The sequence below is a fragment of the Mycobacterium sp. IDUB_9 genome, assembly GCF_055419505.1.
This window is the reverse complement of record NZ_JBVAXU010000001.1, coordinates 299,326-322,788: the sequence shown is the minus strand read 5'-3', so window position 1 is coordinate 322,788 and position 23,463 is coordinate 299,326. Positions and strand designations below refer to the sequence as shown.

The window sequence follows — 23,463 nt, the reverse complement described above, 5'->3', positions numbered from 1 at the left end:
ACTATGCGGCCCGGTCGAGTCGAATGAACGCACACCCCGGGCCACACGGGTGGCCGGCCACCGCGATCCCGTGCCGCTGCAGCACCTGAGCGATCTTGCCGGCGGTCCGGCATGGCCGGTCAAAGATCTGCCCGTAGGAGAGCCTGACCGTCGAACGGCCGTCGACGGCGGCGTCGAGATCCCGCTCGAAGTCCGCATCCCGCCTGGTCGCCGAGTCGTGGTACATCCGGCCGTCGAGCTCGACGATGAGCTGTTCTCCGTACTCGGCATCGCGATAGCAGACCCCGACGGATGATGCGGCCCGCTTCTGTCGGGTTGCCCTCGGCAGACCATGCGGGCGCTCGACGCGAACGAGATAGCCATGCTCGAGAACTGAACTGGTGCCGTCGGCGATATCGACCAACACCGCGCGTAACCATCGGCGACGGCGGACCCGTGTCCGAGAATCAAGCACTTGCAGGAGCCGATGCGCGGTGGTTCGACGCGATTGGCAGGCGTTGGCGAGGACCGCGATGGCATCGAGTTCGGACGCGGCGCGGCACGCGACGTCGAGCGCGGCTTCGTCGTAACGCATCCGCGGTGGGCTGACGTTCCAAAGGACCCGCTCCTGAAGGTCCACGAGGTGGTGAATGCGGACCCCCGCCGGTTCGGCCAATATCGCCCGCTGTTGCGCGACCGCGACATGGATGGGCAACGCGTCGGCTCCAAGGGCAGAATCGAAGCACAGCGCGGCCGGAGCAGCGTAAAGAACTGCGGCCCAAGCGCGTTGCGACCACGTCAGCGGTCCGGTGTGGTTGACGTACACGCCCACGTGGACCCGCGCCCACTCATTGCGTCTGAGCAGTCGCCGGATCTCGTGCTCCCGCAGGCCCGCGTCCAAAGCCTGCCGGCGTGAAATCACCCCGTCCTGTTGACGGAGCACATCGTCGACGTCCACGTTTCGATACTCGTGGACTGGCGCGTCTGCGACCAGGAGCACTTCGAGGATCTGTGGATAACTGCGGAGTGAGTGTTACCCGCCGGCAGCGGGCGCCGGACTTGTCGTCGTCGGCGGGGCCGTTGTCGTAGTCGTCGGCGGCGCAGTGGTGGTGGTCGTGGTCTCGGTCGTCGTAGTGGGCTCGGTGGTCGTGGTCGTGGTCGTGGCGGTGGTTTCCTCGGCCGTAGTCGTCGGCGCGACCGTCTCGGTGACGGTGTGCGTCGGCGCCGGAACCACCGGCGCCGTGGTTGCGACCGATGTGGTGGTGGTCGGTGTGGTCGATGTGGTGGTGGTCGTGGTCGTCGATGGGGAGTCGGACGAGAACAGCTGCACCAGGGCATAGATGACCAGCGCTGCGATGACTGTGCCCGCGGCGCCCATGCCGATCAGTGCGGCGGGCTTGCGGTACCAGGGGACGGCCTCGGGAGTGGGCGGCGCGGGCGGCTCGGAGTACTCGCCGTAGCTGGGCGCGTACTGCGTCGGCTCCTCGTCGTCGTAATAGTTCGACACGCGCCGATGGTAGGCGCGCTCAGCCGCCCGGCGGCGGATACAGCGTGCGTGTCACGTTGGTGCGCGGTCGATAGTGCGTCGTGGGGTACTCGCCGTAGCCGGCGCCTGACGAGGTGGTCGTCGTCGTCGTGGTCGTTGTTGTCGTCGTGGTGGTGGTCTCGGACGACGTGGTGGGCGAGGTCTCGGAGGTCTCCGAGGGCGACGTCGTCGTCGTGTCCGACTCGCCCGGCACACCGAATTCGGTGGTCACCGGTAGGCGGCTGGTGGTGGTCCGGGTCGTGGTGGACTTGGAGGTCTTCATCGTCGTCGACGTGTAGGTAGGTGGCACGAAATCGATCGGCGCGTCCTCCGGCCCTCCGGAGCTCGTCAGCGAGATCGCGGCCCACAGCACCAGGCCGATCACGGCGAGGGCCGCCGCGCTGGCCCCTGCGACAGCCGGCGTCGAGTGATGCCAGGGCGCCTCGGCAGGCTGCCCCTGATCGTCGTCACCGGTCACGGGCACCGATACTATGCCCGGCCTCGGACCGGGCTTCGGTCAGCTCAGCTGACGGATGACATCGCCGGCGAACAGCTCGAGGTGATCCAGATCGGACTGGTCGAGCATTTGCAGGTAGACCCGCTGTACACCGGCCTCCAGGAACGGGCCCAGCTTGTCGACGATCTCGGCGGGCGTGCCGACCAGCGGCGAATTGCTGCGCAGCTCGTCCACCTCGCGGTTGATCGCCGCGGCGCGTGTGGCGAGCTGCGACTCGTCGCTGCCGGCGCACAGCACGAAGGCCGCCGAGTAGGTCAATGCGTCGGCCGGACGCCCCGCCGCTGCGACGGCAGTGGCCACCCGCGCGAACTGGGTTTTGAGGGTGTCCAGCGGCACGAACGGGATGTTGAACTCCGAGGCGAACTCGGCGGCCAACGAAGGCGTGCGCTTGGCGCCCATCCCGCCGATGACGATCGGCAGGTTCGCGCCTTGCGCGGGCTTGGGCAGCGCAGGGGAGTCGACGACGGTGTAGTGCTTGCCCGCGAAATCGAAGGTCTCGCCGACGGGCGTGTTCCACATTCCGGTGAGGATGCGCAGCTGCTCTTCGAGCCGGTCGAAACGCTCGCCCAGTGGCGGGAACGGGATGGCGTACGCCTGGTGCTCGGCTTCGAACCAGCCCGCGCCCAGGCCCAATTCGACACGGCCACCACTCATCTCGTCGACCTGTGCCACCGAGATGGCCAGCGGTCCTGGGTGGCGGAAGGTGGCCGAGGTGACCATGGTGCCCAGCCGGATCGTCGAGGTCTCGCGCGCTATGCCGGCCAACGTCACCCACGAGTCGGTCGGCCCGGGCAGGCCGTCACCGCTCATCGCCAGGTAGTGGTCGGATCGGAAAAATGCGGAGTAACCGAGCGCTTCGGCGGCGCGGGCCACCGCGAGCTGATCGGAGTAGGTAGCGCCTTGCTGGGGTTCGACGAACACTCGGAAATCCACGACGCCAGCCTATCGGCGATCTCAAGTGTGCGGCTGCTGAGCGCCTGCTTTACAGCCCGCGACGGGCGGCACGCAGCGCGGCCACGGCAGCGTCGTCGCCGGAGAACTCCACCCGGGCCGGCTCGCGGCCGGCAGCGAACATCAACAACTCGCCCGGCTCACCGGTCACCGTTACTTCCGGGCCAGAGCCGACGGTGGCCAGCGTCTTGCCTCGCGGTGTCGTCAGGCTCACCCGGGCGGGGGATTTACCCATCGTCATCCGGGCCATCGCGCCGATGCCGCGGGACAGCGCGGATACCGTCGCGTCATCGAGAGGTCTTGGCTCCCAGCCTGGTTGGGCGCGGCGGACGTCCTCGTTGTGGATGAACATCTCGGCCACGTTGACCAGTGGATCGAGCAGTTTGAAGGGGGAGTACAGGGGAGGGCCCGCGGCGATCTGGTCGACCAGGTCTGCCCAGTCGTTTGCGGCCACCTTGCGCTGAACCCGCTCGGTATAGCCGGCGAGCTGGGGCACCAGGATGCCGGGCGCGGCGTCGAGGCGACGCTCCCGCACCACGAGATGCGCGGCCAGGTCACGGGTGGTCCAGCCCTCACACAGGGTGGGCGCATCGGGGCCTGCGGCACGCATGGATTCGACCAGTGCGGCACGTTCCCGCTGAGCGATACTCATGAAACGACTCTAGAAGCTCTAGAACGTTTTCACTCCCTGGACAGCGATGGTCATCCCGTGCCCGGTGCTGTCGTTGCTGATGCGCGTGCCATCCTCACCCGCATCGATGGTCCAGCCCACCGCGCTGTATTTGCGGTAGTCGAGGGTGACCACCGGAATGTCGCCAAGATTGCCCAGCACCCATTTGATCTTGCCGTCGGCGGTCAGCCTGACCCCGTTTGCGTGGTCCCCATCGACCACCGGTGCATCGGCGAAATCCGATTCGCACCCGACCTCCTGCTTGGACAGTTGGCAACGGGTCTTACCGGACTTGGTCTCGATGAACACGTACCCGTTCTGCGGCTGCAGTGTTTCGGTGCCGGACGGTGGGGCGGACGCCGAGGTGCTCGACGGGGCCGGGGTGCTCGACGGAGGCGCCGGGCTGGACCGGGTGGGGCGTGCGGTCGGGAAACTCGGTTCGGTCGGTGATTGCGGGCTGGTGGCCGGAGTGCCTTCGATGCTCGATTGGCAACCCGACAACAGCACACCCGCGGCCAGCAGGGCGCTCAGTGACTGCCACGCCTTCACGCCGCCAAGGCTACGCATCGCTCGTGATGACGACGGGCTATGACGCGCCGAACAACCCCGCGTAACCGTCGGAGAGCGCCCGCAATTGTCCGGCGCCGTCACCGCGGAACGACGAGCCGTGCATCAGGGCCAAGGTGGTGGGGTTCAGCTCGGCGAGCTGCATCAACGTGGGCGTCAGATTCGTGGTCAGGCCGGTGGCGTGAAAGAGCCCTTCGGCCTCCAATGCGGGTGCCACGCAATCTGATTCGGTGGTCGCCGGACATTGTCCGGTGTGGGTGAACAAGTCGCCGGCGAGCAGTGTCGACGTGGTCTCGTCGAACCACAGCCCGGCTTCCCAGTTGTGCGGCACATGCGGTGTGGCGATGAACCGCAGGCGGTGCCCACCGATGTCGTGCAGACCGTCCAAAGGCGCTGCTACCGGCGGCCGATCACACATGTCGGTCAGCGACAGCATGATGGCCAGCGGGCCGTGAATCACCTCGGCGTGGGGTGCGGCGTCCAGGAAGAGATTCATCGCGCCGCACTCGTCGGCTTCCAGGTGACCGAACGAGATCCAGCGCAAGTGGGTCAACGGCAGGACCCGCTCGATGGCCGCCGACACCTGGGGGAACAGGAACCTTTGACCGGTGTGGAACAGGAACGGTTCGTAACCGGTCAGCAGGAACTGATTGAAGGTGAAGCCATGCTCGGTGATCCCCGGTATCCAGGTGGACAGCCGGTAGATGTCCGGAGCGATCTCGTCGACGCGGGTTTCCAGGTCGGAGGCCATGCGACCATGGTCCGCCCAACGATTCCCGATGGCCGGCTTTTGCTGTCTTGGGAATCTCCCAGCTGCGTCACCTACCGTCGTCGCGTGCTCGGCAAAGCCCTCGACGCGTTTCTGGACTCTCCGTTGTCCGGGATCGTGCCGTGGGCGCTGATGGCGATTCTGGCCGGTCCCGGGCGATACGAGATCGCGGTATGGGGCGCGCTCGGTTTCTCGCTGCTGGTGCTGGCACTGGACCGTCGCCGCAACATTCCGGTCCACGTGTTGGAGATGCTCGGAGTGGCCTTCTTCGTGGTGCTGGCCGCTGTCGGCCTGGTGGCTTCCCGAGGGCAGAAGACGTGGCTGGAACTGTGGTCGGGGGAGGTCACGAATGCCTCGTTGGCGATTTTCGCCCTGGTCAGCCTGATGATCGGCCGGCCGTACACGACGGCGTACGCGCGCGACGTCACCCCGCCGGATCTTTGGGATACGCCGCTGTTCAAGCGCACCCACATGGTGGTGACCGCGGTGTGGGCGGCGGCATTCGGCTTCTCGGCGTCGGTCGGCTGCCTCGGGGACGTGCTGTACGGCAGTACCGACAATTTCTGGACCGGCTGGATTCTGCAGTTGGCCGCGCTGTTCTTCGCGGTGGCCGTCACCGAGTTCTATCCCGAGTACGCCCGGGCCAAGGACGCGGCCCACGCGTTGCACCCGGTGCCGTCATGGTCGCGGATATTCGAGTGGCTGCCACCGTTCGTACTGGCGACCGGTGTCGCCGGCTGGCTGCTGGCCACGGTCAGCAGCGGGGTGGCTGCTGATCTGGTGGTGGTCGGCGCGTTCGGCACGGCACTGCTGCGACGGCGCGACCGTCGGGCACAGGTGGCGTAGGCGGCGTCCGGGTCAGTGCGGGCAGGCGTTGGCCGGTTTCCCGGACATCACCGCGTCCACGAAATCCTGCGCATCGCGTAGTGAAGCGGGGATGGTCCCGCGGTGGTCCTGGCCGGCGTACACCCGGTAATCGACTTCGACGTTCTTGCCGCACATGGCCTTCGCGAGCGCGTCGACGCCGGGTTGGGTCACCGCTGTGTCGGCGGTGCCCTGCGCGATCATGATCGGTACCTGCGGGGTGAGGTGGGTTGGGTCCTGGTGGTCGAGGTAATCCCGCAGCGGGCCGACATCCGCACCCGGCGTGAAGACCTGTGCCGACGGCACCGGCGGAATGGCGCGGATCTGGGCTATGCACGCGGTGCGGCCCGCGGTCAGCAACTGCTGTGCTTGTGGGGTGATGACCTCATCCGGCTTGACGGCCGGATCGACCACGGCGGCGCCGAGCACCAGGAGCGGCAGAAACGCTTGTGCCGCATCGGCTTCGGGTCGGCCGGAACGCACGAAGTCGATCGCCTGGGCAATTCCCACCCCGCCGGGGGCGATCGCCACCGCCCCCCTCAGCTTGAGCTCGGGTGCGCGCTGTCCACCGTCCTGCGCGGTGAACAGCGCGGCCTGTCCACCCTGGCTGTGGCCGATGGTGACCCAGTCGGTGCCGATGCGGGAGTCGAGCTTGCGGGCGGCCCGGACGATGTCGGTCACCGCGTTCGCCTCGCTGGTGCCGTCGATGTAGGGATGCCCGCCGGGGGTGCCCAGCCCCTGGTAGTCGGTTTGGACGACGGCGTAGCCGCGGGCCACCCAGGTGTCCAGCATCGTGGTCACCGGTCCGAGGTAATCGTGGGCGAGGCCGTCGGCGGTGTCCACCGACGGGGCACAGGTGTCGGCGTAGCCGGTGGTTCCGTGGGCCCAGCTGATCACCGGCCAGCCGCCCTCGGGCGGCGGTGACTTCGGGACCGCCACGGTGCCCGACACCACGATCGGCTGGCCGTGCGAATCGTCGGAGGCATAGGTGATCAGCCGAGTCTCAGCACTTGGCAGCGCGGCGACGGTGGTCAGCGGCCGTGCGGTGAGCAGCTCTCCGGACTTCAGCCCGGGGTCGGTGGCCGGCGAACAGCCGGTCACCATCGCGGCAACGGCAACTGCGCCAAGTAGGCTGCGGTTCCTCGACATGGCTCCCATTGTGTGGGTACCGCCGCTTACGAGGCAGGCTTCGGCAGGAACTGGTTGTCGAGTAACTCTGCGTAGTTGGGCAGTTGCGTGTCGGGAGCGATGGACTTCTGAGTTTTGGCCCACGTCCCGAGTTCGGCCAGCTTCTCGGCCAGGTCCGGATTCAGCTGGAGCGTGAAGTCGAACTCGTCGAGCACGGTGCCCAGTAGCTCGGGGTCCAGTTGGGTGGCTTTGGCCACGGCGTCGGTGGCGGCCTTGTCGTGCTGGGACAGGGCAGTGCCGGCGTCCCCGAGTGCGGCCAGGAAGGCGGTGATCGCCTTGCCCTTGGTGGCGACGGCGGATTCGGTGGCGACGAACAGGCTGTGCTGGTTGTAGGTGCCACCACTCAGCGCCACCGCGTCGTCCCCGAGTGCCTTGATCGTCTGCGCCTGGTAGGGCTGGAAGATCGATACCGCGTCGACGTTGCGTTGGGTGGCGGCGGTGACGATCGCCGACGGCGCGACCTGGACCAGCTCGGCCTTGATGTTGTTCTGCGCCAGGGCATTCGACACATAGTAGGCAGCGCTGGTGCCCAGCGGAGTGCCGATGGACTTGCCGGCCAGGTCGGCAACGGTGTTGATACCGGCGCTGCGCCGGGCGACGATACGCGAGCCCTCCCAGCGAGATCCGTCGGCGATCACGCGCAGGGAAGGGGTGCGGGTCAGTGCGGCCGAGGTCGGTACGTCGGCGGCAGTGGTGATGTCGACCTGCCCGGCCGCCGCGGCCTGCAGCGCCTCGACACCGGATTGAAAGTTCACCACCTTGACGTTGACGTTGTGCTTGCCGAACAGGCCGGTGTCGGCGGCAACCGGGACCTGCGCCCAGGACGGATCGACGACGAACCCGACGGTGAGCTGATCGGCGTTCGCGGTACCGGAGTCGCTGCAGGCGGTGCCTGCCACGGAGAGCGCGGCAGCGGCAACTGCTGCGGCGACGATGCGCCGAAGAGGGGTCTTCACGGATGGGTTCCTTTGTGGGGTAGAGGGTCAGTGCACGACGTGGTCGATGCCGAGCCGGTGGTGCAGGGTTTTGCGGATCTCGCTGTAGCCCGGCTGATCTGCGAGCGCATCGGCTGGGCGGGGACGGCTCAGCGGGTTGGTGATCTGGTCGACGATCTGCCCGTCGCGTAACACGCTGACGGTGTCGCCGAGCCGGATCGCCTCGTCGATGTCGTGCGTGACGAACACGATCGTGCGGTTCAGCCGCGTCCACAGATCGATCAGCAGATCCTGCATGCGTAGGCGGGTCAGCGCGTCGAGCGCCGCGAACGGTTCGTCCATCAACATCACCGTCGGCTCTCCGGCCAGCACGCGGGCGATACTGACGCGCTGCCGCATGCCGCCGGACAACTCACCGGGATGTTGTGCGGCCACCTCGTCACGCAGGCCCACCAAGTCGAGAAGCTCGTGAATCTTGCCCCGGCGCTCGCGTTTTGACAGCCGCCGGGCCGCCAGGGCGAAGTCGATGTTGTCGGCGACCGTCATCCACGGGAACAGCACGTCGCGCTGGAAGGCGACGCCGCGGCGGGGATGCGGTGCGGTGACTGACTCGCCGTTGTCGGTCACCGAGCCTGTGGTGGCCGTGATGAGACCGGCAAGGCAGTGCAGCAGAGTTGATTTGCCGCTGCCGGAGGCGCCGACGAGTACGGAGAAGGATCCCTCGGGAATGGTCAGGGAGATGCCTTTGAGGGTCGGCTCCTGCTTGCCGGGGAACCTCACCACGAGGTCGTGGGTCTGGATGGCCATCTCAGCGCTCCTCGTGGGCCCAGCGGGTGAACGGGGACGTCACCGAGGCGACCAGCAGGTCACACAGGGCGCCGACGATGCCGAGGACGATCAGACAGAAGATCAGCCGATCGGCCTGTGAGAACAGCTGCGCCTGCGAGATCCGGTATCCGATACCCGATGTGGTGCCGGTCATCTCGGCCACGACGATGAGCACAAACGCCATCGCTGCACCCACCCGCAGACCTGACGCGATGTCGGGTGCGGCCTCGGGCAGCACCACTCGCGCAAGGGTCTGCCAACGGCCGGCACCCAGGCAGCGGGCGGCCTTCAGATAGTCGACCGGGGTGCTTGCCAACCCGGAGTGGCTGTTGATCCACACCGGCACGAACACTCCGAGGGCGATGACCAGGAGCTTGCTGTTCTCACCCAGCCCGAACCACAGGATGGCCAGCGGCACGAGACCGATCGTCGGGATCGGTGAGAACACCCGCAGCACCGGCTGCAGCAGGTTGCGGCCCGCGGCGGTGGTGGCGGTGAACACCGCCACGATGATCCCGATGCCGGCGCCGATTGCGAAACCGACTGCTGCTCTTTGCAAACTGGCGACGATGTCATCGAGCAGCAGGCCCTCGGCCCACAGGGTGTGCCCGGCGGTGAGGATCTCGGGCACGCTCGGGAACAGCTGTCGTGGGAACCCTCCGATTGCCACGATCAACGACCACAGGGCCGCGGCGATCCCCAGCCCCGCGAGTGTCCAACCGAGGACGCCCAGCCGGGCGAACGCCGACCGCAGCCGGGCAGGGGACGGGTGCCGCGGCGCACGCGCCGCGGTTCCGCGCACCGCCAAACCGGCTGTCACGGAACGCGTCCCGGCTCAAGTCCCACGGCGTCCAGCGGAGCGCGCAACGTGCCCTCGGGAATCCAGTCGAACGGGACGGACTGCGACCGGTATACCAGTGCCGTCCGCGTGAGCCGGTCGACCCCGGGCACCCTGGTCTGCTTGACTTCGGGCTCGCCGGCCACGCCGTAACCCTGGTAGGGGCTGTGGTACTCCCACACCACATCTCCGTCCGGGGTGACCTGGAACAACCGGCCCTGCATTCCCTCGGTGATCAGGGTGTTGCCGTTGGGTAGGCGCTGCGCATTGCTGACAAACGAACTGAAGAAGGTCCACGACGGCAGGCCGGAGTCCTCCGCGGTGTACTGCCACACGATTTCCTTGGTGGCGGGGTCGATTTCGAGCACCCGCGATCCCGCGTAGATGCCCAGCGGCGCCGGGGGATATCCGGCCCCGCCCTGGTTGTCGAACACCAGGATGTTGCCTGCGCCGGGAAGGCCCGCGGCGATCATGTGCGGGTTGTGCTGACCGGAGGTCTGATCCACCGGTCGCGGCACCTTGTGCACATTGATGCGCTGATGCTGGGCGCCGAACTCGGCGTCGTGGTAGGGACCCAACTTCCAGGCGATCGATCCCGACGACTTGTCGATCAACGCGATGATGTTGGCCTTGCGGAAGCTGATCAGGATGTTGTCGGGGTGGAAGACGGAGTCCGGATCCTCGACGTACCACCGGTTTGGCCCAAGGGTTTTGGCGCTGTTCATTTCCAGATAGCCCCAGGGGTCGTCGGGGTCGCGAGCGACGGTCTGCCGAAGGGCATCCCAGCCGGCATCGGAGAATCCGAACTCGTCGAGATGGTCGCCGGCCAGCCACTGCCAGACGAGCTCGCCTTCAGGTGTCACCTCGTAGAGCCCCTGGTCACCCACTGTGTGGTCACCGAGGCCTTGCACGACACGGGGAACCGTCGTCAGGATCAGTCGATTGCCGTTCGGCAGCAGCTCCCAGTCGTGGTTCTGTCGCGCAGCGCCGCCAGGTGCCTGAGCACCCCATTCCCAGACGATCTCGCCGGCCCAGTCGAGTTGGCCGACTGTCCCGTTGGCGTAGATGCCGCCGCGGGCATCGTCGCTGTCGGACAGTTGCACCCCGACATCGCCGATACGCCCGCCGTTGAGCGCCGGGTCCAGGATGCGCGGTGGCACACCGGCATACGGCCACTCGTGCACCACGGTGCCATTGAGATCGATCAGTCGGGTGACCCCGTCGGCGCCGGTGAACAGGACGTAGCTGTCGTAGGCGAGTTCGGGGTCGAGGTAGCTGACTCCGTTGAGTCGTACGAATGCCATGTCAGCTACTCCACCAACGCCCGGTTACAACCATGGGTCCTCCTCGTTACGGTTCTAATCGATTAGCGTAGGCGGGCGAATCCTGGACGGAACCGTCACAATCGAGGTGATTCAAACTCTTTCGAGTGGTCACCGACGAGCGGAAGGTCCAGCCGTTGTGAGTGGTAAACGTCCGACCCTGGCCGATGTGGCCAATCGCGCCGGCACCTCGACGGCGGTGGTGAGCTACGTTCTGAACAACGGGCCGCGGCCGGTATCAGAGTTATTGCGGGCCAAGGTTATCCGTGCGATCGACGATCTGAACTACCGCCCGGACGGCCGCGCCAGGGCGTTGCGTCGGCCGCGGCGCTGGCGGCAGATCGGACTGCTGGTTCCCGATCTCACGCTGCCCCTGTTCGGTGAGTTCGTGGGGCGGATCGAAGTGGAAGCGCGGGCGCGCGATCACCTGACCCTCATCGGCAACACCGGATACGACCCCGAGCGTGAGCTCGAGTTCGCCACCGCGTTCGCCGAGGTCGGTGTCGACGGGCTGCTGGTGGTCGGCGCGGCGAACGCCCCGCACACAGCGAATCTCTGTCGCCGAGAACGCATTCCCGTGGTGTGGATGCACAACATCCGCGGCGCGATCGACACCGACATCATCGGGGTGGATCACGTCCAGGCCGGCGAACTCCTCGCCCGGCACCTGCTCGACATCCACGACTGTCGCGACGTCGCGTTCGTCGGCGGTGTCACTGCGGACGATGTTCGTCACGGCGACCGGGAAACCGTGCAGCAGCGGTTCGAGGGCGTCGCCTCCGTCGTCGGCCAGAGCCTCCCGCACGTCCGCACCGATCTCACGCCGTCCGGCGCCTACCGTGCGGTCACAAGGTTTCTGCGCGGTGGCGCCCTGCCGGGGGCGTTCGTGGTCGGGACCTACGGGCAGACAGCGGCCACGATCCGGGCGGTCGCCGATGCGGGCCTGCGGATCCCCGACGACATCCGGGTCGTCGGCTTCGACGGCGCCGCGGCCGACTATGGACGGCTGCGACTCACCACAGTGCAACAGCCGGTCGATGCGCTGGCCCGTCAGGCTCTCGGCCGGCTACTGGGCGACACACCGCGCGTCGACGATGGTTTCGTGCCGACTCTGAGGGTGGGCGAGACCTGCGGGTGCGGCTCAGGTATCAGGTGAGCTGGCGCTCCAACAGTTCGGGGCGAACCTCGGAGATCCGCGCATAGTCGCGGTCCTGGTGGAGAACGCCTGCGTTGTGTGACAGCGCAGTTTCGGCGATGAACAGGTCCGGAAGTGCCGTGCGATGCCACATGCCGTGATGGTGTGCAAGGTCGCGTTGTAACCGCCGCACTCGGTCGAAGATGTCTGCCGGCGCCGACAACACCGGAAAGATCTCTCGTATCGACGACCGCTCCCGGTCGTAGTCGGCCGCAGACCTCGCCGAGTGCAGCCACTCCAACTCGCCGATCTCGCACATGGCGAGGTCGGCCAGGTCAATCTCCGGGGGCGGTGAAGTGCCGTTCATGAGCCGAACGTGGGCACTCTTGTCCAGCACCCACAGCGTCATCGCCAAGCCTCATCTGTCTGCAGCACGTCTACGTCCACCGCGTTGTGGGCGATGTCCAGGTGCGTCGTAACCCGGGCGCGCCTCGCTTCGCGTTCCTCCTCGGCAGTCGCGACCAATCTCCGCAGACCTTCCTCGACAGTCGATCGGACCGTCTGTCCCGTCACACGTTGCGCGGCCTTCACGAGATCCTCGTCAAGCTCGATCGTTGTTCTCTTCACCGGCATGAGTACATATTATTCGGAGTGCTGTACATACAGCTAGTGATGCAGGAAGGTGCGCAGCGCGATGGCCTCGGGATCGTGCCCGAAATGTTCGATGACCTGCACCTGGATCTCGCCGACCACACCACCGAGAACGGCACCGACGGCGATCATCGTCGGCTCGTCGTCCTTGAACACCGGCCGCAGAATCGACTCGTACTCCTCATGGGTGAGCAGACCCATCTTGTCGATGATGGTCTGTTCGAGATCGAGGGCGCCCATGGCGTAGTCCTGTGCGTCGACCAATGTGGTGGGGAGCCGTTCGAGCACCATCTGCACCAGGTTGTCCTTGAACGCGTTGTAGCGCTGCGTGCCGACCGCGAACTTGACGAGCGGGGTCGCGATGCCGGTCTGTGCGTCGATGGCGGCTTCGACCTCCTTGCCGACGAGCGAGAACAATTTGTCGGCACCCGGTCCGCGGAGTACACCGTCGAACAGGATCTCGGGGGAGAACAGGTCCTCGGCAAGGATCCGCGCGTAGTCCTTGGTGATGATGTCGCGCTGGGCGTGCAGCAACCCCTGGAACGGGATGAAACCGAGGTACTTCGTCGGGTGGACGGGCCGGAACAACATGTTCAGCGCGATGTAGTCGCTGATGAAACCGACGCCGAAGCCGAATGCCGGCATGATCCAAGGGTTCTGGAACAACGCCCACGCGATCATCTGGACCACACCGATGACGAGCCCAAAGTAGATGCCGCTGCGCCGGACGAACGCCATGGCGTTGTCGCCGAGCCCGCGCATCAGCTTGTTCAGCTTGTCCTTGTTGCGGACCAGTGTCGTGACGGCCAGGTACTGGATGTCGACGAACCGGTTGAGGTCCGCCCGCATCTCGTTGAGCATCTTCTCCACGACCTTGGGGGTCTGGTCGTGGATGCGGGCCTGAATGGCATTGCGCGCAGCATCGGGCAACGAGTCCCACAGGCCGGGTCGGATCTGCTCGGCGAGGTCGCGGGAGATCTCGTCGACCACCTGGGTCAGCGGCTCACGCAGCGCATTGACGGCTTCCTTCGCGTCGACCCGTTCGAGCAGTTCTTCCGGCTTGAGGAGGTTCTGGGTGAGCAGCTCGATGGTCTTCGAGCCCACCTTTCCCGCCCGGCGTGGCACGATGCCCTGCCAGCCGAACGGCCCGATGCCCTTGAACTCCATCGGCCGGTAGATCATCTCCAGCGCGACGATCTTGGTGCTCCAGCCGACGAACGCGGCGACGAACGGCATGGACAGGTAGATCAGCCAGTTGACGTTGAAATCGGCCTTGATCTCCTGCCACGTCTGGATCGCAAGGACCGTGGTCACGAACCGTCCCGGAGCACCGCGGACTCCCACAAACCGCGCCCGAGCCCCGACAGGGACAGGGTCAGCTTCTCCACCCGTGCGGCCAGCGGCCCGCGGGATCCGCTCTTGACCGCCTGCAACACCATCGGCTCGGCCAGGAGCACCTCGTACTCGGATTTCTGGGAGGGATCCTCCGGACCCGTCTCGACCAGACCCAGCGACAGCAGATGACCGACGTACTGCGGGACCATGGCGGGCAACGCCACATTGGCGGTGCGGCCGATCAGGCAGGCGTTCTCCAACACCGCTTGACCGGGGGTGCGCGATCGGGTCCAGGTGTGGATGTTGACCAGCGGCGAGGCATCACCTTCGGAGAGCGCGCCGAGGATCCGCGCTTCGTCGGCCACCAGCTGGTCGAGCAGCCGGTGGTACAACTCCACCTGACTGCCCGCTGTGCTCTGATCCAGGGCCCGGTCGAGCAGGCGGTCCATCTTGGTGTTGAGCGATTCGGGCGTCGGCTCCTCCGGCGTGGCGACGGTCACCGGTCGGGAGGCGGCCGAATCGATGGCCTCCAGCCGGTTCTTCACCAGTGTGGCCAGTTGTTCCTCGCCCCAGGCGGCCAGCTTCATGCTTGTCTTGGCGGCGTCGAGCGCGCGATCGGCGATGCCGAAGGGGTCGTACCGCTTCGGCAGCAGCGGGCGCTCGTTGCGCGGGGTGCGGATCGCGATGGCGATCTCGCCGACGGGTGTGGCGAACCTGAACGCCCGCCGCTGCATGTTCTTGCGGCGTACGGGGACGTCATCGGACACCGTGTCGTCCGGACCCCTCTTCGACAGTTCCTCTGACATCACTGATCGATCGCCTCCCCACCTACCGCTGTCCCCGAGCTGTGGGCACCGTACCTGGTCACCTGGTGAGGTGCCGAAGTCGCAGGTGGTTGGTGGGGTTTGTGAGCTAGGAGGTGGTGTTGGGGAGCAATCCGCGCAACGCGGTCGCGGCCAGTTGCCGGGCATGCTCCTCGGTCAGCGAGTAGTGGCCGGTCATCCGACGGAAGATGAGCGGACCGAACAGAATGTCGATCACATCGTCGATCGCGGTACCTGCGTCTGCATTGCCGCGGTCCACCCCGCGCCGCCACAACTCGGTGATGGCCGCACGCCGGCCGCTCAGGAAGTACTCGCGGAAATACGTTGCGCCCGTTGCATCCTCGACGCAGGCGGCGAGCAATTGGGCGAACACGTCACCGCGCGAACTCGCGTAGAACGCCGAGACCCGAACCATCTGCTCGGTGAGATCCCCTGCAGTGCTACCGGTGTCGGGTAACGGCAGCGCTTCGGCCATCATGGTTCCGAATGCCTCGGCCGCGACGGCGGTCCGCGATGGCCAGTGTTTGTAGAGGGTGGCCTTGCTGGCGCCGGACCGCGCTGCGATCGCGTCCATCGTGGCTGCCGGAAATCCGCCCGCGTCGAGCAGTTCGGCAGTCGCGACCAGGATGGCCTCGTGGATCCGGTCGCTGCGCGCGCCGGTGGGGCGGACGAAATCGCCCGTCCCGACGGTCGGCGCGTCAGACCTGGGCGACATCGTCGAAATCTGTTGATTCCGAGACACTTCGCCACTGGGCCAGCTCAGCTTGAACATAGGCGATCTTGGCCTCGACTGCCGCGATGGTGTCGTTGCCCAGCAGTAGACGCAGCGGCGGCTGTGCGGATTCGACGACATCGATGATGGCCCTGGCCGCCTTCACCGGATCGCCCGGCTGATCGTGGTTGCGGTCGGAGGCGGCGGCGCGCATCTGTCCGGCGGGACCGTCGGCGTAGTCGTCGATGACGTGGCGCTGGGTCTGCAGGCTCGAAGAGTCGAGGAAGTCGGTCCGGAAGTAGCCGGGCTCGACCACCATGGCGTGCACGCCGAGCGGCTTCAGTTCGGCGTTGAGGGCCTCAGAGATGGCCTCGACTGCGAACTTGGTGGACGCATACACACCCCAGCCCGGCGAGCCGACGAATCCGCCGACCGAGGAGATGTTGACGATGGTGCCCGACCGTTGTGCCCGCAGCACCGGCATGACCGCGCGGGTGACGGTCAGTAGCCCGAACACGTTGGTTTCGTAGACGGCCCGTACCTCGGCGTCGGTGGCCTCCTCGACAGCGCCCAGCAGCCCGCGCCCCGCGTTGTTGATCAGGACGTCGATGCGGCCGAAACGATCCACGGCGGCCTTTGCCGCCTGTTGCGCCTGCTCCTCGTTGGTGACATCCAGGGCCACTGCGAGCACGCTGTCGTTCTCTCCGAGGGCTGCGGTGACGGCAGCCGCGTCGCGTGCGGTCGCTACTACTTGATGACCGCGCTCCAATGCGTCGCGGGCGATCTGCAGTCCGAATCCGCGGGATGCTCCGGTGATGAACCAAACGCTCATGTTTTTGACCACCTGTTCCGGTGTCTAACTGAACTGTACGATCAGTTTAGTTTTGTTGGACGGACGGTGTAACCGCGCGCCGGGCGCAGGTATTCCAAAGGATCCAGATCGCAGGAAAATGCACCCAGTCAGATCGACAGGCGCCGCTCATGGCCGGGAGTAGCATCCGTTACACAATTCAAAATGTCGATGACGCATTGTGGGAGAACCTCCGAGTCCGGAGGTGCCGTAGGTGCAAGTCCTCTCCGGGAATCTCTCAGGCCCAATACCGCAGTGCCGAGGCAACTCTGGAGAACAGCGTGCGTATCCGCCGCGCTTACCGAAGGGGAAACGGCGCCATGCGCCGAAGCTCTCAGGTTTCAGGACAGAGCGGGGAGGTGTCACCACACGATGCATCGCGTAACCGCGATGCCCGAAATTGGAGTCATCTCATGGCGGTCAGCGTGTTCGATCTGTTCTCGATCGGGATCGGTCCATCGAGCTCACACACGGTCGGCCCGATGCGGGCAGCCGGTTTGTTCGTCGACGAACTCGTCGGTCGCGATGTGGTCGGGCAGGTCGCCGAGGTCACGGTGGACCTGTTCGGCTCGCTGGCGGCGACGGGTGCCGGGCACGGCACGATGCCGGCGATTCTACTGGGTCTGGAGGGTTACCGGCCCGAGACGATCGAGACCGACGAGATGGAACGGCGCCTTGCGACCATTCGCGGCCAGGGCACGATCCTGTTGGCGGGCCGGACCGCCATCGCGCTGACTGAATCCGACATGCACCTGCACCCGGGGCGCCGGCTCGCCCAGCACCCGAACGCCATGACATTGAGGGCACTCTCGTCCGGTGGTGACACGGTCCACCGTGAGACCTACTTCTCGGTCGGCGGCGGTTTCGTCGTCTCCGAATCCGAGGTCGCCGAATCCGAGGCGGTCCGCTGCGAGACGGAACGAGACGCCGACGGGTCCTTCCACACCGCCGCCGAGTTGCTCGCCCTGACCGAGCGCGACGGACTGTCGGTGAGCCAGGCGATGATGCGCCACGAATGCATGGCCCGAAGCGAAGCCGAGGTGCGGGACCGTCTCCTGCGCATCCGTGAGGTCATGGACTCGTGTCAGGCCAACGGGATGTCCCGGGACGGCTACCTGCCGGGCAACCTGATGGTCCGCCGTCGCGCCAAGGACTGGTACGTCCGGCTCAATGCCGAAGACCCACAGCGTGATCCGGCCTTCGCCGAGGACTGGGTGAACCTGGTCGCACTCGCGGTCAATGAGGAGAACGCATCGGGCGGCCGGATCGTGACCGCGCCCACCAACGGTGCGGCCGGGATCATTCCGGCGGTCCTGCACTATGCGTTGCGCTACACCCCGGCAGGAATCGCGGATCCGGACGACGCGACCGTGCGCTTCCTTCTCACCGCCGGTGCCATCGGTTCGCTGTACAAGGAGCGAGCCTCGATTTCGGGGGCTGAGGTCGGGTGTCAAGGTGAGGTCGGCTCCGCGGCGTCCATGGCTGCCGGAGGTCTGGCCGAAATCCTGGGCGGCACACCGCAACAGGTCGAGAACGCCGCCGAGATCGCCATGGAACACAGCCTCGGCCTGACCTGTGATCCGATCGGCGGTCTGGTGCAGATCCCGTGCATCGAACGCAATGCCATCTCGGCGGGTAAGGCGATCAACGCGGCCCGCATGGCACTGCGGGGCGACGGCACCCACCGGGTGAGCCTGGATCAGGTGATCGAGACGATGCGCGCCACCGGAATGGACATGAGTGCCAAGTACAAGGAGACGTCCATGGGTGGGCTGGCGGTCAACGTCGCCGTCAACGTCGTCGAATGCTGAGCACCACCCGGGAACAAATCCGCCGAAACCACCGTTGACGTGTTCGACAGCAAGTTGAGTGTGGGTGACTCAAGTCTGGGTTGACAATCTATGCTCGCCCGGAGCAAGCTTGAGCGCAGTCCGCTCAGACCCTATATCTCTATCAGGAGGCAACACCATGGCTCGTGCGGTCGGTATCGACCTCGGGACCACCAACTCATGCGTGGCGGTCCTGGAAGGCGGCGACCCCGTCGTCGTCGCAAACTCTGAAGGCTCCCGGACCACCCCGTCCGTCGTCGCGTTCGCGCGTAACGGTGAGGTGCTGGTCGGCCAGCCCGCCAAGAACCAGGCAGTCACCAACGTCGACCGGACCATCCGTTCGGTCAAGCGCCATATGGGCACCGATTGGACCGTCGAGATCGACGGCAAGAACTACACAGCGCAGGAGATCAGCGCGCGTGTGCTGATGAAGCTCAAGCGCGATGCCGAGGCCTACCTCGGTGAGGACATCACCGACGCGGTCATCACCGTGCCGGCGTACTTCAACGACGCTCAGCGTCAGGCCACGAAGGAAGCCGGACAGATCGCCGGCATGAACGTGCTGCGCATCGTCAACGAGCCGACTGCGGCCGCCCTGGCCTACGGCCTGGACAAGGGCAGCAAGGAACAGACCATCCTGGTCTTCGACCTGGGCGGCGGCACGTTCGACGTCTCGCTGCTGGAGATCGGCGACGGTGTCGTCGAGGTCCGTGCCACCTCCGGCGACAACCACCTCGGTGGCGACGACTGGGACGACCGGATCGTCGAATGGCTGGTCGACAAGTTCAAGGCCACCAGTGGCATCGACCTGACCAAGGACAAGATGGCCATGCAGCGGCTGCGTGAAGCCGCCGAGAAGGCCAAGATCGAACTCAGCTCCTCGCAGAGCACCTCGATCAACCTGCCCTACATCACCGTCGACTCCGACAAGAACCCGCTGTTCCTCGACGAGCAGCTGACCCGCGCCGAGTTCCAGAAGATCACGCAGGATCTGCTGGACCGCACCCGTCAGCCGTTCCAGTCCGTGATCAAGGACGCCGGCATCTCGGTCGGCGAGATCGACCACGTGGTGCTGGTGGGTGGCTCGACCCGTATGCCTGCCGTGACCGAGCTGGTCAAGGAAATGACCGGCGGCAAAGAGCCCAACAAGGGCGTCAACCCCGACGAGGTTGTCGCAGTGGGCGCTGCGCTGCAGGCCGGCGTGCTCAAGGGCGAGGTGAAAGACGTTCTGCTGCTTGACGTCACCCCGCTGTCCCTCGGTATCGAAACCAAGGGTGGCGTGATGACCAAGCTGATCGAGCGCAACACCACCATCCCGACCAAGCGGTCGGAGACCTTCACCACCGCTGACGACAACCAGCCGTCGGTGCAGATCCAGGTCTTCCAGGGTGAGCGTGAAATCGCTGCGCACAACAAGCTGCTCGGCTCGTTCGAGCTGACCGGTATCCCGCCGGCCCCCCGCGGCGTGCCGCAGATCGAGGTCACCTTCGACATCGACGCCAACGGCATCGTGCACGTCACGGCCAAGGACAAGGGCACCGGCAAGGAAAACACGATCAAGATCCAGGAAGGCTCCGGCCTGTCCAAGGAAGAGATCGACCGGATGATCAAGGATGCCGAGGCGCACGCCGACGAGGACAAGAAGCGTCGCGAAGAGGCCGACGTCCGCAACCAGGCCGAGTCGCTGGTCTACCAGACGGAGAAGTTCGTCAAGGAACAGCGTGAGGCCGAAGGCGGCTCCAAGGTTCCCGAGGAGACGCTGACCAAGGTCGACGGCGCGATCGCCGAGGCGAAGTCGGCGCTGGAAGGCTCCGACATCTCCGCGATCAAGGACGCCATGGAGAAGCTCGGCGTCGAGTCGCAGGGGCTGGGTCAGGCGATCTACGAGGCCACCCAGGCCGAGCAGGCCTCGGGTGCTGACGCTGGAGGCTCTTCGAGTGCCGCGGACGACAACGTGGTGGACGCCGAGGTTGTCGACGATGATCAGGAGACCAAGTGACCGAGAACGATTCGCACGAGCCGGTGACCATCACCGACAAACGGCGCATCGATCCCGACACCGGTGAGGTTCGTGAGCAGGCGCCGGCCCCTAGTGGGTCGGCGCCCGCCGCCTCCGATGCCGGTGCGCCGGCGAACGACAGCGACGAGGTTGCCGAGCTCAAGGCCACGCTCCAACGCGTGAAGGCCGAATACGACAACTACCGTAAGCGGTCACTGCGCGATCAGCAGGTCACCGCTGACCGGGCCAAGACCACCGTCATCACCCAGTTGCTGGGTGTGCTCGACGATTTGGACCGGGCCCGTAGCCACGGTGACCTGGAGTCCGGGCCGCTCAAATCGGTTGCCGACAAGCTCGTCGGTGCCCTTGAGGGGCAGGGTCTTTCCGGGTTCGGCGCCGAGGGCGACGAGTTCGACCCGTCACTGCACGAAGCCGTGCAGCACGAGGGCGAGGGTACCCACCCCGTCGTGGGGACCGTGATGCGTCGTGGCTACCGGATCGGTGACCAGGTGGTCAGACACGCCCTCGTCGGTGTGGTCGACACGGTGCCCGAAGACGAAGCCGGGGCTGATTCCCCGTCGGGGACAGCGGATAACGCTGACGCCGCCGGCGATCAGGCCGCAGAATCAGACAATTAAACATTCCGACTAGAGAGAAGAGGTAAGGAGGTGGCGCATGGCCCAACGCGAGTGGGTCGAGAAGGACTTCTATAAGGAACTCGGCGTCTCCTCTGACGCCAGCGCCGACGAGATCAAGAAGGCCTACCGGAAACTGGCCTCCGAGCTGCATCCCGACCGTAATCCCGATGCGGGAGCGGCCGAGCGGTTCAAGGCGGTTTCCGAGGCGAACAGTGTTCTGTCGGACCCCGCGAAGCGCAAGGAGTATGACGAGACCCGTCGGTTGTTCGCCGGCGGTGGCCGTAGGTTCAACACCGGCGGGAACTTCAGTGGTGGATTCGGTTCCGATGGGGCCGAATTCAACCTGGGAGACCTGTTCGACGCTGCCGGGCAGAGTGGCGGTGCCAACATCGGTGACCTCTTCGGCGGGCTGTTCGGGCGCGGTGGGCAACCACGCCCGAGCCGGCCCCGCCGGGGTAACGACCTGGAAACCGAAACCGAGCTGTCCTTCTTGGAAGCCACCAAGGGCGTGGCCATGCCGCTGCGGCTGACCAGCCCGGCACCGTGTACCAACTGCCACGGCAGTGGTGCGCGACCGGGAACCAGCCCCAAGGTGTGCCCGAACTGCAACGGCTCCGGGGTGGTCAACCGCAACCAGGGGGCGTTCGGGTTCTCTGAGCCCTGCACCGAATGCCGGGGCAGCGGTTCGATCATCGAGCACCCGTGTGCCGAATGTCAGGGCACCGGCGTCACCACCCGGACCCGCACGATCAACGTGCGGATCCCTCCGGGTGTCGAGGACGGTCAGCGCATCCGGCTGGCCGGCCAGGGTGAGGCCGGGCTACGAGGTGCACCCTCGGGTGACCTCTATGTCACCGTGCACGTGCGGCCCGACAAGGTGTTCGGACGTGACGGCGACGACCTGACCGTCAGTGTTCCGGTCAGCTTCCATGAATTGGCTCTGGGGACAACGCTTTCCGTACCCACCCTGGACGGCAAGGTCGGTGTTCGGGTGCCCAAGGGCACCTCCGACGGCCGGATCCTGCGGGTGCGCGGGCGCGGGGTACCCAAGCGCTCCGGCGGCCACGGTGACCTGCTGGTCACGGTGAAGGTCGCAGTGCCGCCGAACCTGGAAGGTGAAGCGGCAGAGGCGCTGGAGACGTATGCGAAAGCCGAACGGGCCAGTGGTTTCGATCCGCGGGCCGGATGGGCAGGCAACATATGAGCCAGCGGAAAGAGGAAGCTCACACGTTCTTGATCTCGGTGGCCGCCGAGCTGGCCGGTATGCACGCGCAGACTCTGCGTACATACGACCGGCTCGGGCTGGTCAGCCCGCAGCGCAGTTCCGGTGGCGGGCGCCGATACTCCGAGCGCGACGTCGACCTGCTCCGCGAGGTGCAGCGGCTGTCGCAGGACGAGGGCGTCAACCTGGCCGGTATCAAGCGCATCATCGAACTGACCAATCAGGTTGATGCACTGCGGACCCGGCTGTCCGAGTTGACCCAACAGGTCGAACAGCTCAGTGCCAACCAGCGCCATGAGGTGTCGGTGGCGTCCAAAGCTGTGGTCCTGTGGCAGCCCGGAGCCGCTCGGCGGCGACATAGGCCGTAGAGCCGCTCGGCGGCGACATTCGCAGTAGCGAGGTTGGCTTCAGCCGATCCTGATCGAAAAGGTGGCCGTCTCCGGACTTCCGGGGGCGGCCATTTTGTAATTTCCGCGGCGTAGCGCGTCGGTCGGTGCGGCCATCGGCTCGATGCCCACCACGCTGTCGCTGAGCGGCGCGAAGAGTTGCGCAGCGCGATAGCCCCGGTCGAAATTGACCTCCACCCGCTGCGCCCCGCCGGTCAGGGTGAACACCGCACCTTCGTCGACGTCGTCGAATCCGTCATCCAGCTCGGTGCTGTCCAGGCGTCTCATCCCGGCCGGCCACCGCTCGGATGCTTCGGTGGGAAGGCCCCGGTCATCCACGAGCAGATGTCGCATCGATGGGGTCTGCAAATGCCAATCCTCGCGCGGCACACCGGGAATCGTCACGTAGGGGTGGTAGCCGTAGCACAGCGGGACGTGTTGCTGGGCGGTTGGTGTCACGGTGGTGGCCACGGTGAGGGTCCGGTCGGCGAGCGTCACGGCCATCGTGAGGCGGTGGGGGAACGGGAACGTCGCCAGCAGCCGTCGGGCGGTATCCCAGTCCAGCGATGCCACGAGGGTGTTCTCGGACCGGGCGCTCACCTGCCAGTCCGGGTTGGCGGCGAGCACGCCGTGGATCGGAGCCCCCCGCGCGTCGCCACGCACCCCGTTCGCCCCGGGGGTCACGTCCACCACCGTGTCCTCGACCCGGTATTCGTTGGCGCCCAACCGGTTTGCCCACGGGTAGAGGATCGGAATGCCCATCGTCTTGCCGTCGGTCAAATAGGCCTGCAACCCGCGCCGCTGGCCGAGGTATTCGACGCCGCCGTCGGCCAATGACGTACAGATCATCCCCGCGCCGGGAACATACGTGGCCGTCAGCGACGACGACGGGTCAGACAGGGTGACTGGTTGAACCTCGGACATGGCGC

At 66.2% G+C, this 23,463-nt stretch carries 26 protein-coding genes and 1 riboswitch; of the genes, 7 read left to right on the top strand and 19 right to left on the bottom strand.

Annotated features, from left to right (window positions below; genetic code table 11):
• Window position 1: 1 nt before the first annotated feature.
• The 7 genes from ACZY08_RS01720 to ACZY08_RS01690 all read right to left on the bottom strand — a co-directional run bounded on the left by ACZY08_RS01720 (window position 2) and on the right by ACZY08_RS01690 (window position 4,948).
• Window positions 2-937 (bottom strand): type IV toxin-antitoxin system AbiEi family antitoxin domain-containing protein, encoded by a 936-nt coding sequence (locus tag ACZY08_RS01720; protein ID WP_463742890.1) that lies wholly within the window; start codon window positions 935-937, stop codon window positions 2-4.
• A gap of 75 nt (window positions 938-1,012) precedes the next feature.
• Window positions 1,013-1,486, bottom strand: a complete 474-nt coding sequence (locus tag ACZY08_RS01715; protein WP_463742889.1) for a hypothetical protein — start codon at window positions 1,484-1,486, stop codon at window positions 1,013-1,015.
• 19 nt (window positions 1,487-1,505) lie between these two features.
• Entirely contained in the window at window positions 1,506-1,982 is a 477-nt protein-coding gene (locus tag ACZY08_RS01710) for a hypothetical protein (RefSeq protein WP_463742888.1), read from the bottom strand.
• A gap of 39 nt (window positions 1,983-2,021) precedes the next feature.
• Window positions 2,022-2,954, bottom strand: a complete 933-nt coding sequence (locus tag ACZY08_RS01705; RefSeq protein ID WP_463742887.1) for an LLM class F420-dependent oxidoreductase — start codon at window positions 2,952-2,954, stop codon at window positions 2,022-2,024.
• Window positions 2,955-3,003: 49 nt separating this feature from the next.
• Entirely contained in the window at window positions 3,004-3,624 is a 621-nt protein-coding gene (locus ACZY08_RS01700; RefSeq protein WP_463742886.1) for a TIGR03085 family metal-binding protein, read from the bottom strand.
• A gap of 18 nt (window positions 3,625-3,642) precedes the next feature.
• On the bottom strand, window positions 3,643-4,191 hold the full coding sequence (locus ACZY08_RS01695; RefSeq protein ID WP_463742885.1) for a hypothetical protein: 549 nt from the start codon (window positions 4,189-4,191) through the stop codon (window positions 3,643-3,645).
• A 37-nt stretch (window positions 4,192-4,228) separates the two neighbouring features.
• A complete protein-coding gene (locus tag ACZY08_RS01690; RefSeq protein ID WP_463744106.1) occupies window positions 4,229-4,948 on the bottom strand; it encodes an oxygen-binding di-iron domain-containing protein in 720 nt (239 codons plus the stop codon).
• Window positions 4,949-5,044: 96 nt separating this feature from the next.
• Between ACZY08_RS01690 and ACZY08_RS01685 the strand changes: the two genes are divergently transcribed.
• The gene (locus ACZY08_RS01685) at window positions 5,045-5,824 is read left to right on the top strand and encodes a DUF3159 domain-containing protein (RefSeq protein ID WP_463742884.1); all 780 of its coding nucleotides are present in this window, start codon (window positions 5,045-5,047) and stop codon (window positions 5,822-5,824) included.
• Window positions 5,825-5,836: 12 nt separating this feature from the next.
• Here ACZY08_RS01685 and ACZY08_RS01680 read toward each other — a convergent pair whose 3' ends face one another.
• The 5 genes from ACZY08_RS01680 to ACZY08_RS01660 are packed head-to-tail and all read right to left on the bottom strand — an operon-like array spanning window position 5,837 to window position 10,935.
• The gene (locus ACZY08_RS01680; protein WP_463742883.1) at window positions 5,837-6,991 is read right to left on the bottom strand and encodes a lipase family protein; all 1,155 of its coding nucleotides are present in this window, start codon (window positions 6,989-6,991) and stop codon (window positions 5,837-5,839) included.
• 26 nt (window positions 6,992-7,017) lie between these two features.
• Window positions 7,018-7,986 carry an ABC transporter substrate-binding protein gene (locus tag ACZY08_RS01675; RefSeq protein ID WP_463742882.1) on the bottom strand — a complete coding sequence of 323 codons (969 nt, stop codon included), beginning with the start codon at window positions 7,984-7,986 and terminating at the stop codon, window positions 7,018-7,020.
• Between the two features lie 27 nt (window positions 7,987-8,013).
• Window positions 8,014-8,772: an ABC transporter ATP-binding protein gene (locus tag ACZY08_RS01670; protein WP_463742881.1), complete on the bottom strand. Its 759-nt coding sequence runs from the start codon at window positions 8,770-8,772 to the stop codon at window positions 8,014-8,016.
• 1 nt (window position 8,773) lies between these two features.
• Entirely contained in the window at window positions 8,774-9,613 is an 840-nt protein-coding gene (locus ACZY08_RS01665; RefSeq protein ID WP_463742880.1) for an ABC transporter permease, read from the bottom strand.
• Window positions 9,610-10,935, bottom strand: coding sequence for an aryl-sulfate sulfotransferase (locus ACZY08_RS01660; protein ID WP_463742879.1), 1,326 nt, complete (start codon window positions 10,933-10,935; stop codon window positions 9,610-9,612). The genes ACZY08_RS01665 and ACZY08_RS01660 overlap by 4 nt, the downstream gene beginning before the upstream one ends.
• 157 nt (window positions 10,936-11,092) lie before the next feature.
• Here ACZY08_RS01660 and ACZY08_RS01655 point away from each other — a divergent pair, with 157 nt between their 5' ends.
• The gene (locus ACZY08_RS01655; RefSeq protein WP_463742878.1) at window positions 11,093-12,109 is read left to right on the top strand and encodes a LacI family DNA-binding transcriptional regulator; all 1,017 of its coding nucleotides are present in this window, start codon (window positions 11,093-11,095) and stop codon (window positions 12,107-12,109) included.
• Here ACZY08_RS01655 and ACZY08_RS01650 read toward each other — a convergent pair.
• From ACZY08_RS01650 to ACZY08_RS01625, 6 genes are all read right to left on the bottom strand, one after another.
• Window positions 12,102-12,497, bottom strand: coding sequence for a PIN domain-containing protein (locus tag ACZY08_RS01650; protein WP_463742877.1), 396 nt, complete (start codon window positions 12,495-12,497; stop codon window positions 12,102-12,104). The genes ACZY08_RS01655 and ACZY08_RS01650 overlap by 8 nt on opposite strands.
• Window positions 12,494-12,721, bottom strand: coding sequence for a type II toxin-antitoxin system VapB family antitoxin (locus ACZY08_RS01645; protein WP_463742876.1), 228 nt, complete (start codon window positions 12,719-12,721; stop codon window positions 12,494-12,496). The genes ACZY08_RS01650 and ACZY08_RS01645 overlap by 4 nt, the downstream gene beginning before the upstream one ends.
• Window positions 12,722-12,754: 33 nt before the next feature.
• The gene (locus tag ACZY08_RS01640) at window positions 12,755-14,053 is read right to left on the bottom strand and encodes a DUF445 domain-containing protein (protein WP_463742875.1); all 1,299 of its coding nucleotides are present in this window, start codon (window positions 14,051-14,053) and stop codon (window positions 12,755-12,757) included.
• The gene (locus tag ACZY08_RS01635) at window positions 14,050-14,880 is read right to left on the bottom strand and encodes an Abi-alpha family protein (RefSeq protein WP_463742874.1); all 831 of its coding nucleotides are present in this window, start codon (window positions 14,878-14,880) and stop codon (window positions 14,050-14,052) included. Before ACZY08_RS01635 ends, ACZY08_RS01640 begins: the two co-directional genes overlap by 4 nt.
• 106 nt (window positions 14,881-14,986) lie before the next feature.
• On the bottom strand, window positions 14,987-15,613 hold the full coding sequence (locus ACZY08_RS01630; protein ID WP_463742873.1) for a TetR/AcrR family transcriptional regulator: 627 nt from the start codon (window positions 15,611-15,613) through the stop codon (window positions 14,987-14,989).
• Complete coding sequence (locus ACZY08_RS01625) at window positions 15,597-16,442, bottom strand: oxidoreductase (RefSeq protein ID WP_463742872.1); 846 nt, start codon at window positions 16,440-16,442, stop codon at window positions 15,597-15,599. Before ACZY08_RS01625 ends, ACZY08_RS01630 begins: the two co-directional genes overlap by 17 nt.
• A gap of 277 nt (window positions 16,443-16,719) precedes the next feature.
• Window positions 16,720-16,820, top strand: a riboswitch (glycine riboswitch).
• Window positions 16,821-16,873: 53 nt separating this feature from the next.
• Here ACZY08_RS01625 and ACZY08_RS01620 point away from each other — a divergent pair.
• The 5 genes from ACZY08_RS01620 to ACZY08_RS01600 all read left to right on the top strand — a co-directional run bounded on the left by ACZY08_RS01620 (window position 16,874) and on the right by ACZY08_RS01600 (window position 22,516).
• Complete coding sequence (locus tag ACZY08_RS01620; RefSeq protein ID WP_463742871.1) at window positions 16,874-18,271, top strand: L-serine ammonia-lyase; 1,398 nt, start codon at window positions 16,874-16,876, stop codon at window positions 18,269-18,271.
• Between the two features lie 157 nt (window positions 18,272-18,428).
• A complete protein-coding gene (dnaK, locus tag ACZY08_RS01615; RefSeq protein WP_463742870.1) occupies window positions 18,429-20,288 on the top strand; it encodes a molecular chaperone DnaK in 1,860 nt (619 codons plus the stop codon).
• Window positions 20,285-20,926, top strand: coding sequence for a nucleotide exchange factor GrpE (gene grpE / locus ACZY08_RS01610; protein WP_463742869.1), 642 nt, complete (start codon window positions 20,285-20,287; stop codon window positions 20,924-20,926). Before dnaK ends, grpE begins: the two co-directional genes overlap by 4 nt.
• A gap of 37 nt (window positions 20,927-20,963) precedes the next feature.
• Complete coding sequence (gene dnaJ / locus ACZY08_RS01605; RefSeq protein ID WP_463742868.1) at window positions 20,964-22,130, top strand: molecular chaperone DnaJ; 1,167 nt, start codon at window positions 20,964-20,966, stop codon at window positions 22,128-22,130.
• Complete coding sequence (locus ACZY08_RS01600) at window positions 22,127-22,516, top strand: heat shock protein transcriptional repressor HspR (RefSeq protein WP_463742867.1); 390 nt, start codon at window positions 22,127-22,129, stop codon at window positions 22,514-22,516. The genes dnaJ and ACZY08_RS01600 overlap by 4 nt, the downstream gene beginning before the upstream one ends.
• Before the next feature lie 39 nt (window positions 22,517-22,555).
• Here ACZY08_RS01600 and ACZY08_RS01595 read toward each other — a convergent pair whose 3' ends face one another.
• On the bottom strand, window positions 22,556-23,458 hold the full coding sequence (locus tag ACZY08_RS01595; RefSeq protein ID WP_463742866.1) for an aldose 1-epimerase: 903 nt from the start codon (window positions 23,456-23,458) through the stop codon (window positions 22,556-22,558).
• Between the last annotated feature and the right edge of the window lie 5 nt (window positions 23,459-23,463).

Coding starts and splice junctions, on each gene's coding strand:
- ACZY08_RS01700 (WP_463742886.1), bottom strand. CDS start 3,624: ATGAGTATCGCTCAGCGGGAACGTGCCGCACTGGTCGAATCCATGCGT.
- ACZY08_RS01680 (WP_463742883.1), bottom strand. CDS start 6,991: ATGTCGAGGAACCGCAGCCTACTTGGCGCAGTTGCCGTTGCCGCGATG.
- ACZY08_RS01670 (WP_463742881.1), bottom strand. CDS start 8,772: ATGGCCATCCAGACCCACGACCTCGTGGTGAGGTTCCCCGGCAAGCAG.
- ACZY08_RS01660 (WP_463742879.1), bottom strand. CDS start 10,935: ATGGCATTCGTACGACTCAACGGAGTCAGCTACCTCGACCCCGAACTC.
- ACZY08_RS01650 (WP_463742877.1), bottom strand. CDS start 12,497: ATGACGCTGTGGGTGCTGGACAAGAGTGCCCACGTTCGGCTCATGAAC.
- ACZY08_RS01645 (WP_463742876.1), bottom strand. CDS start 12,721: ATGCCGGTGAAGAGAACAACGATCGAGCTTGACGAGGATCTCGTGAAG.
- ACZY08_RS01635 (WP_463742874.1), bottom strand. CDS start 14,880: ATGTCAGAGGAACTGTCGAAGAGGGGTCCGGACGACACGGTGTCCGAT.
- ACZY08_RS01630 (WP_463742873.1), bottom strand. CDS start 15,613: ATGTCGCCCAGGTCTGACGCGCCGACCGTCGGGACGGGCGATTTCGTC.
- ACZY08_RS01625 (WP_463742872.1), bottom strand. CDS start 16,442: ATGAGCGTTTGGTTCATCACCGGAGCATCCCGCGGATTCGGACTGCAG.
- ACZY08_RS01620 (WP_463742871.1), top strand. CDS start 16,874: ATGGCGGTCAGCGTGTTCGATCTGTTCTCGATCGGGATCGGTCCATCG.
- dnaK (WP_463742870.1), top strand. CDS start 18,429: ATGGCTCGTGCGGTCGGTATCGACCTCGGGACCACCAACTCATGCGTG.
- dnaJ (WP_463742868.1), top strand. CDS start 20,964: ATGGCCCAACGCGAGTGGGTCGAGAAGGACTTCTATAAGGAACTCGGC.
- ACZY08_RS01600 (WP_463742867.1), top strand. CDS start 22,127: ATGAGCCAGCGGAAAGAGGAAGCTCACACGTTCTTGATCTCGGTGGCC.
- ACZY08_RS01595 (WP_463742866.1), bottom strand. CDS start 23,458: ATGTCCGAGGTTCAACCAGTCACCCTGTCTGACCCGTCGTCGTCGCTG.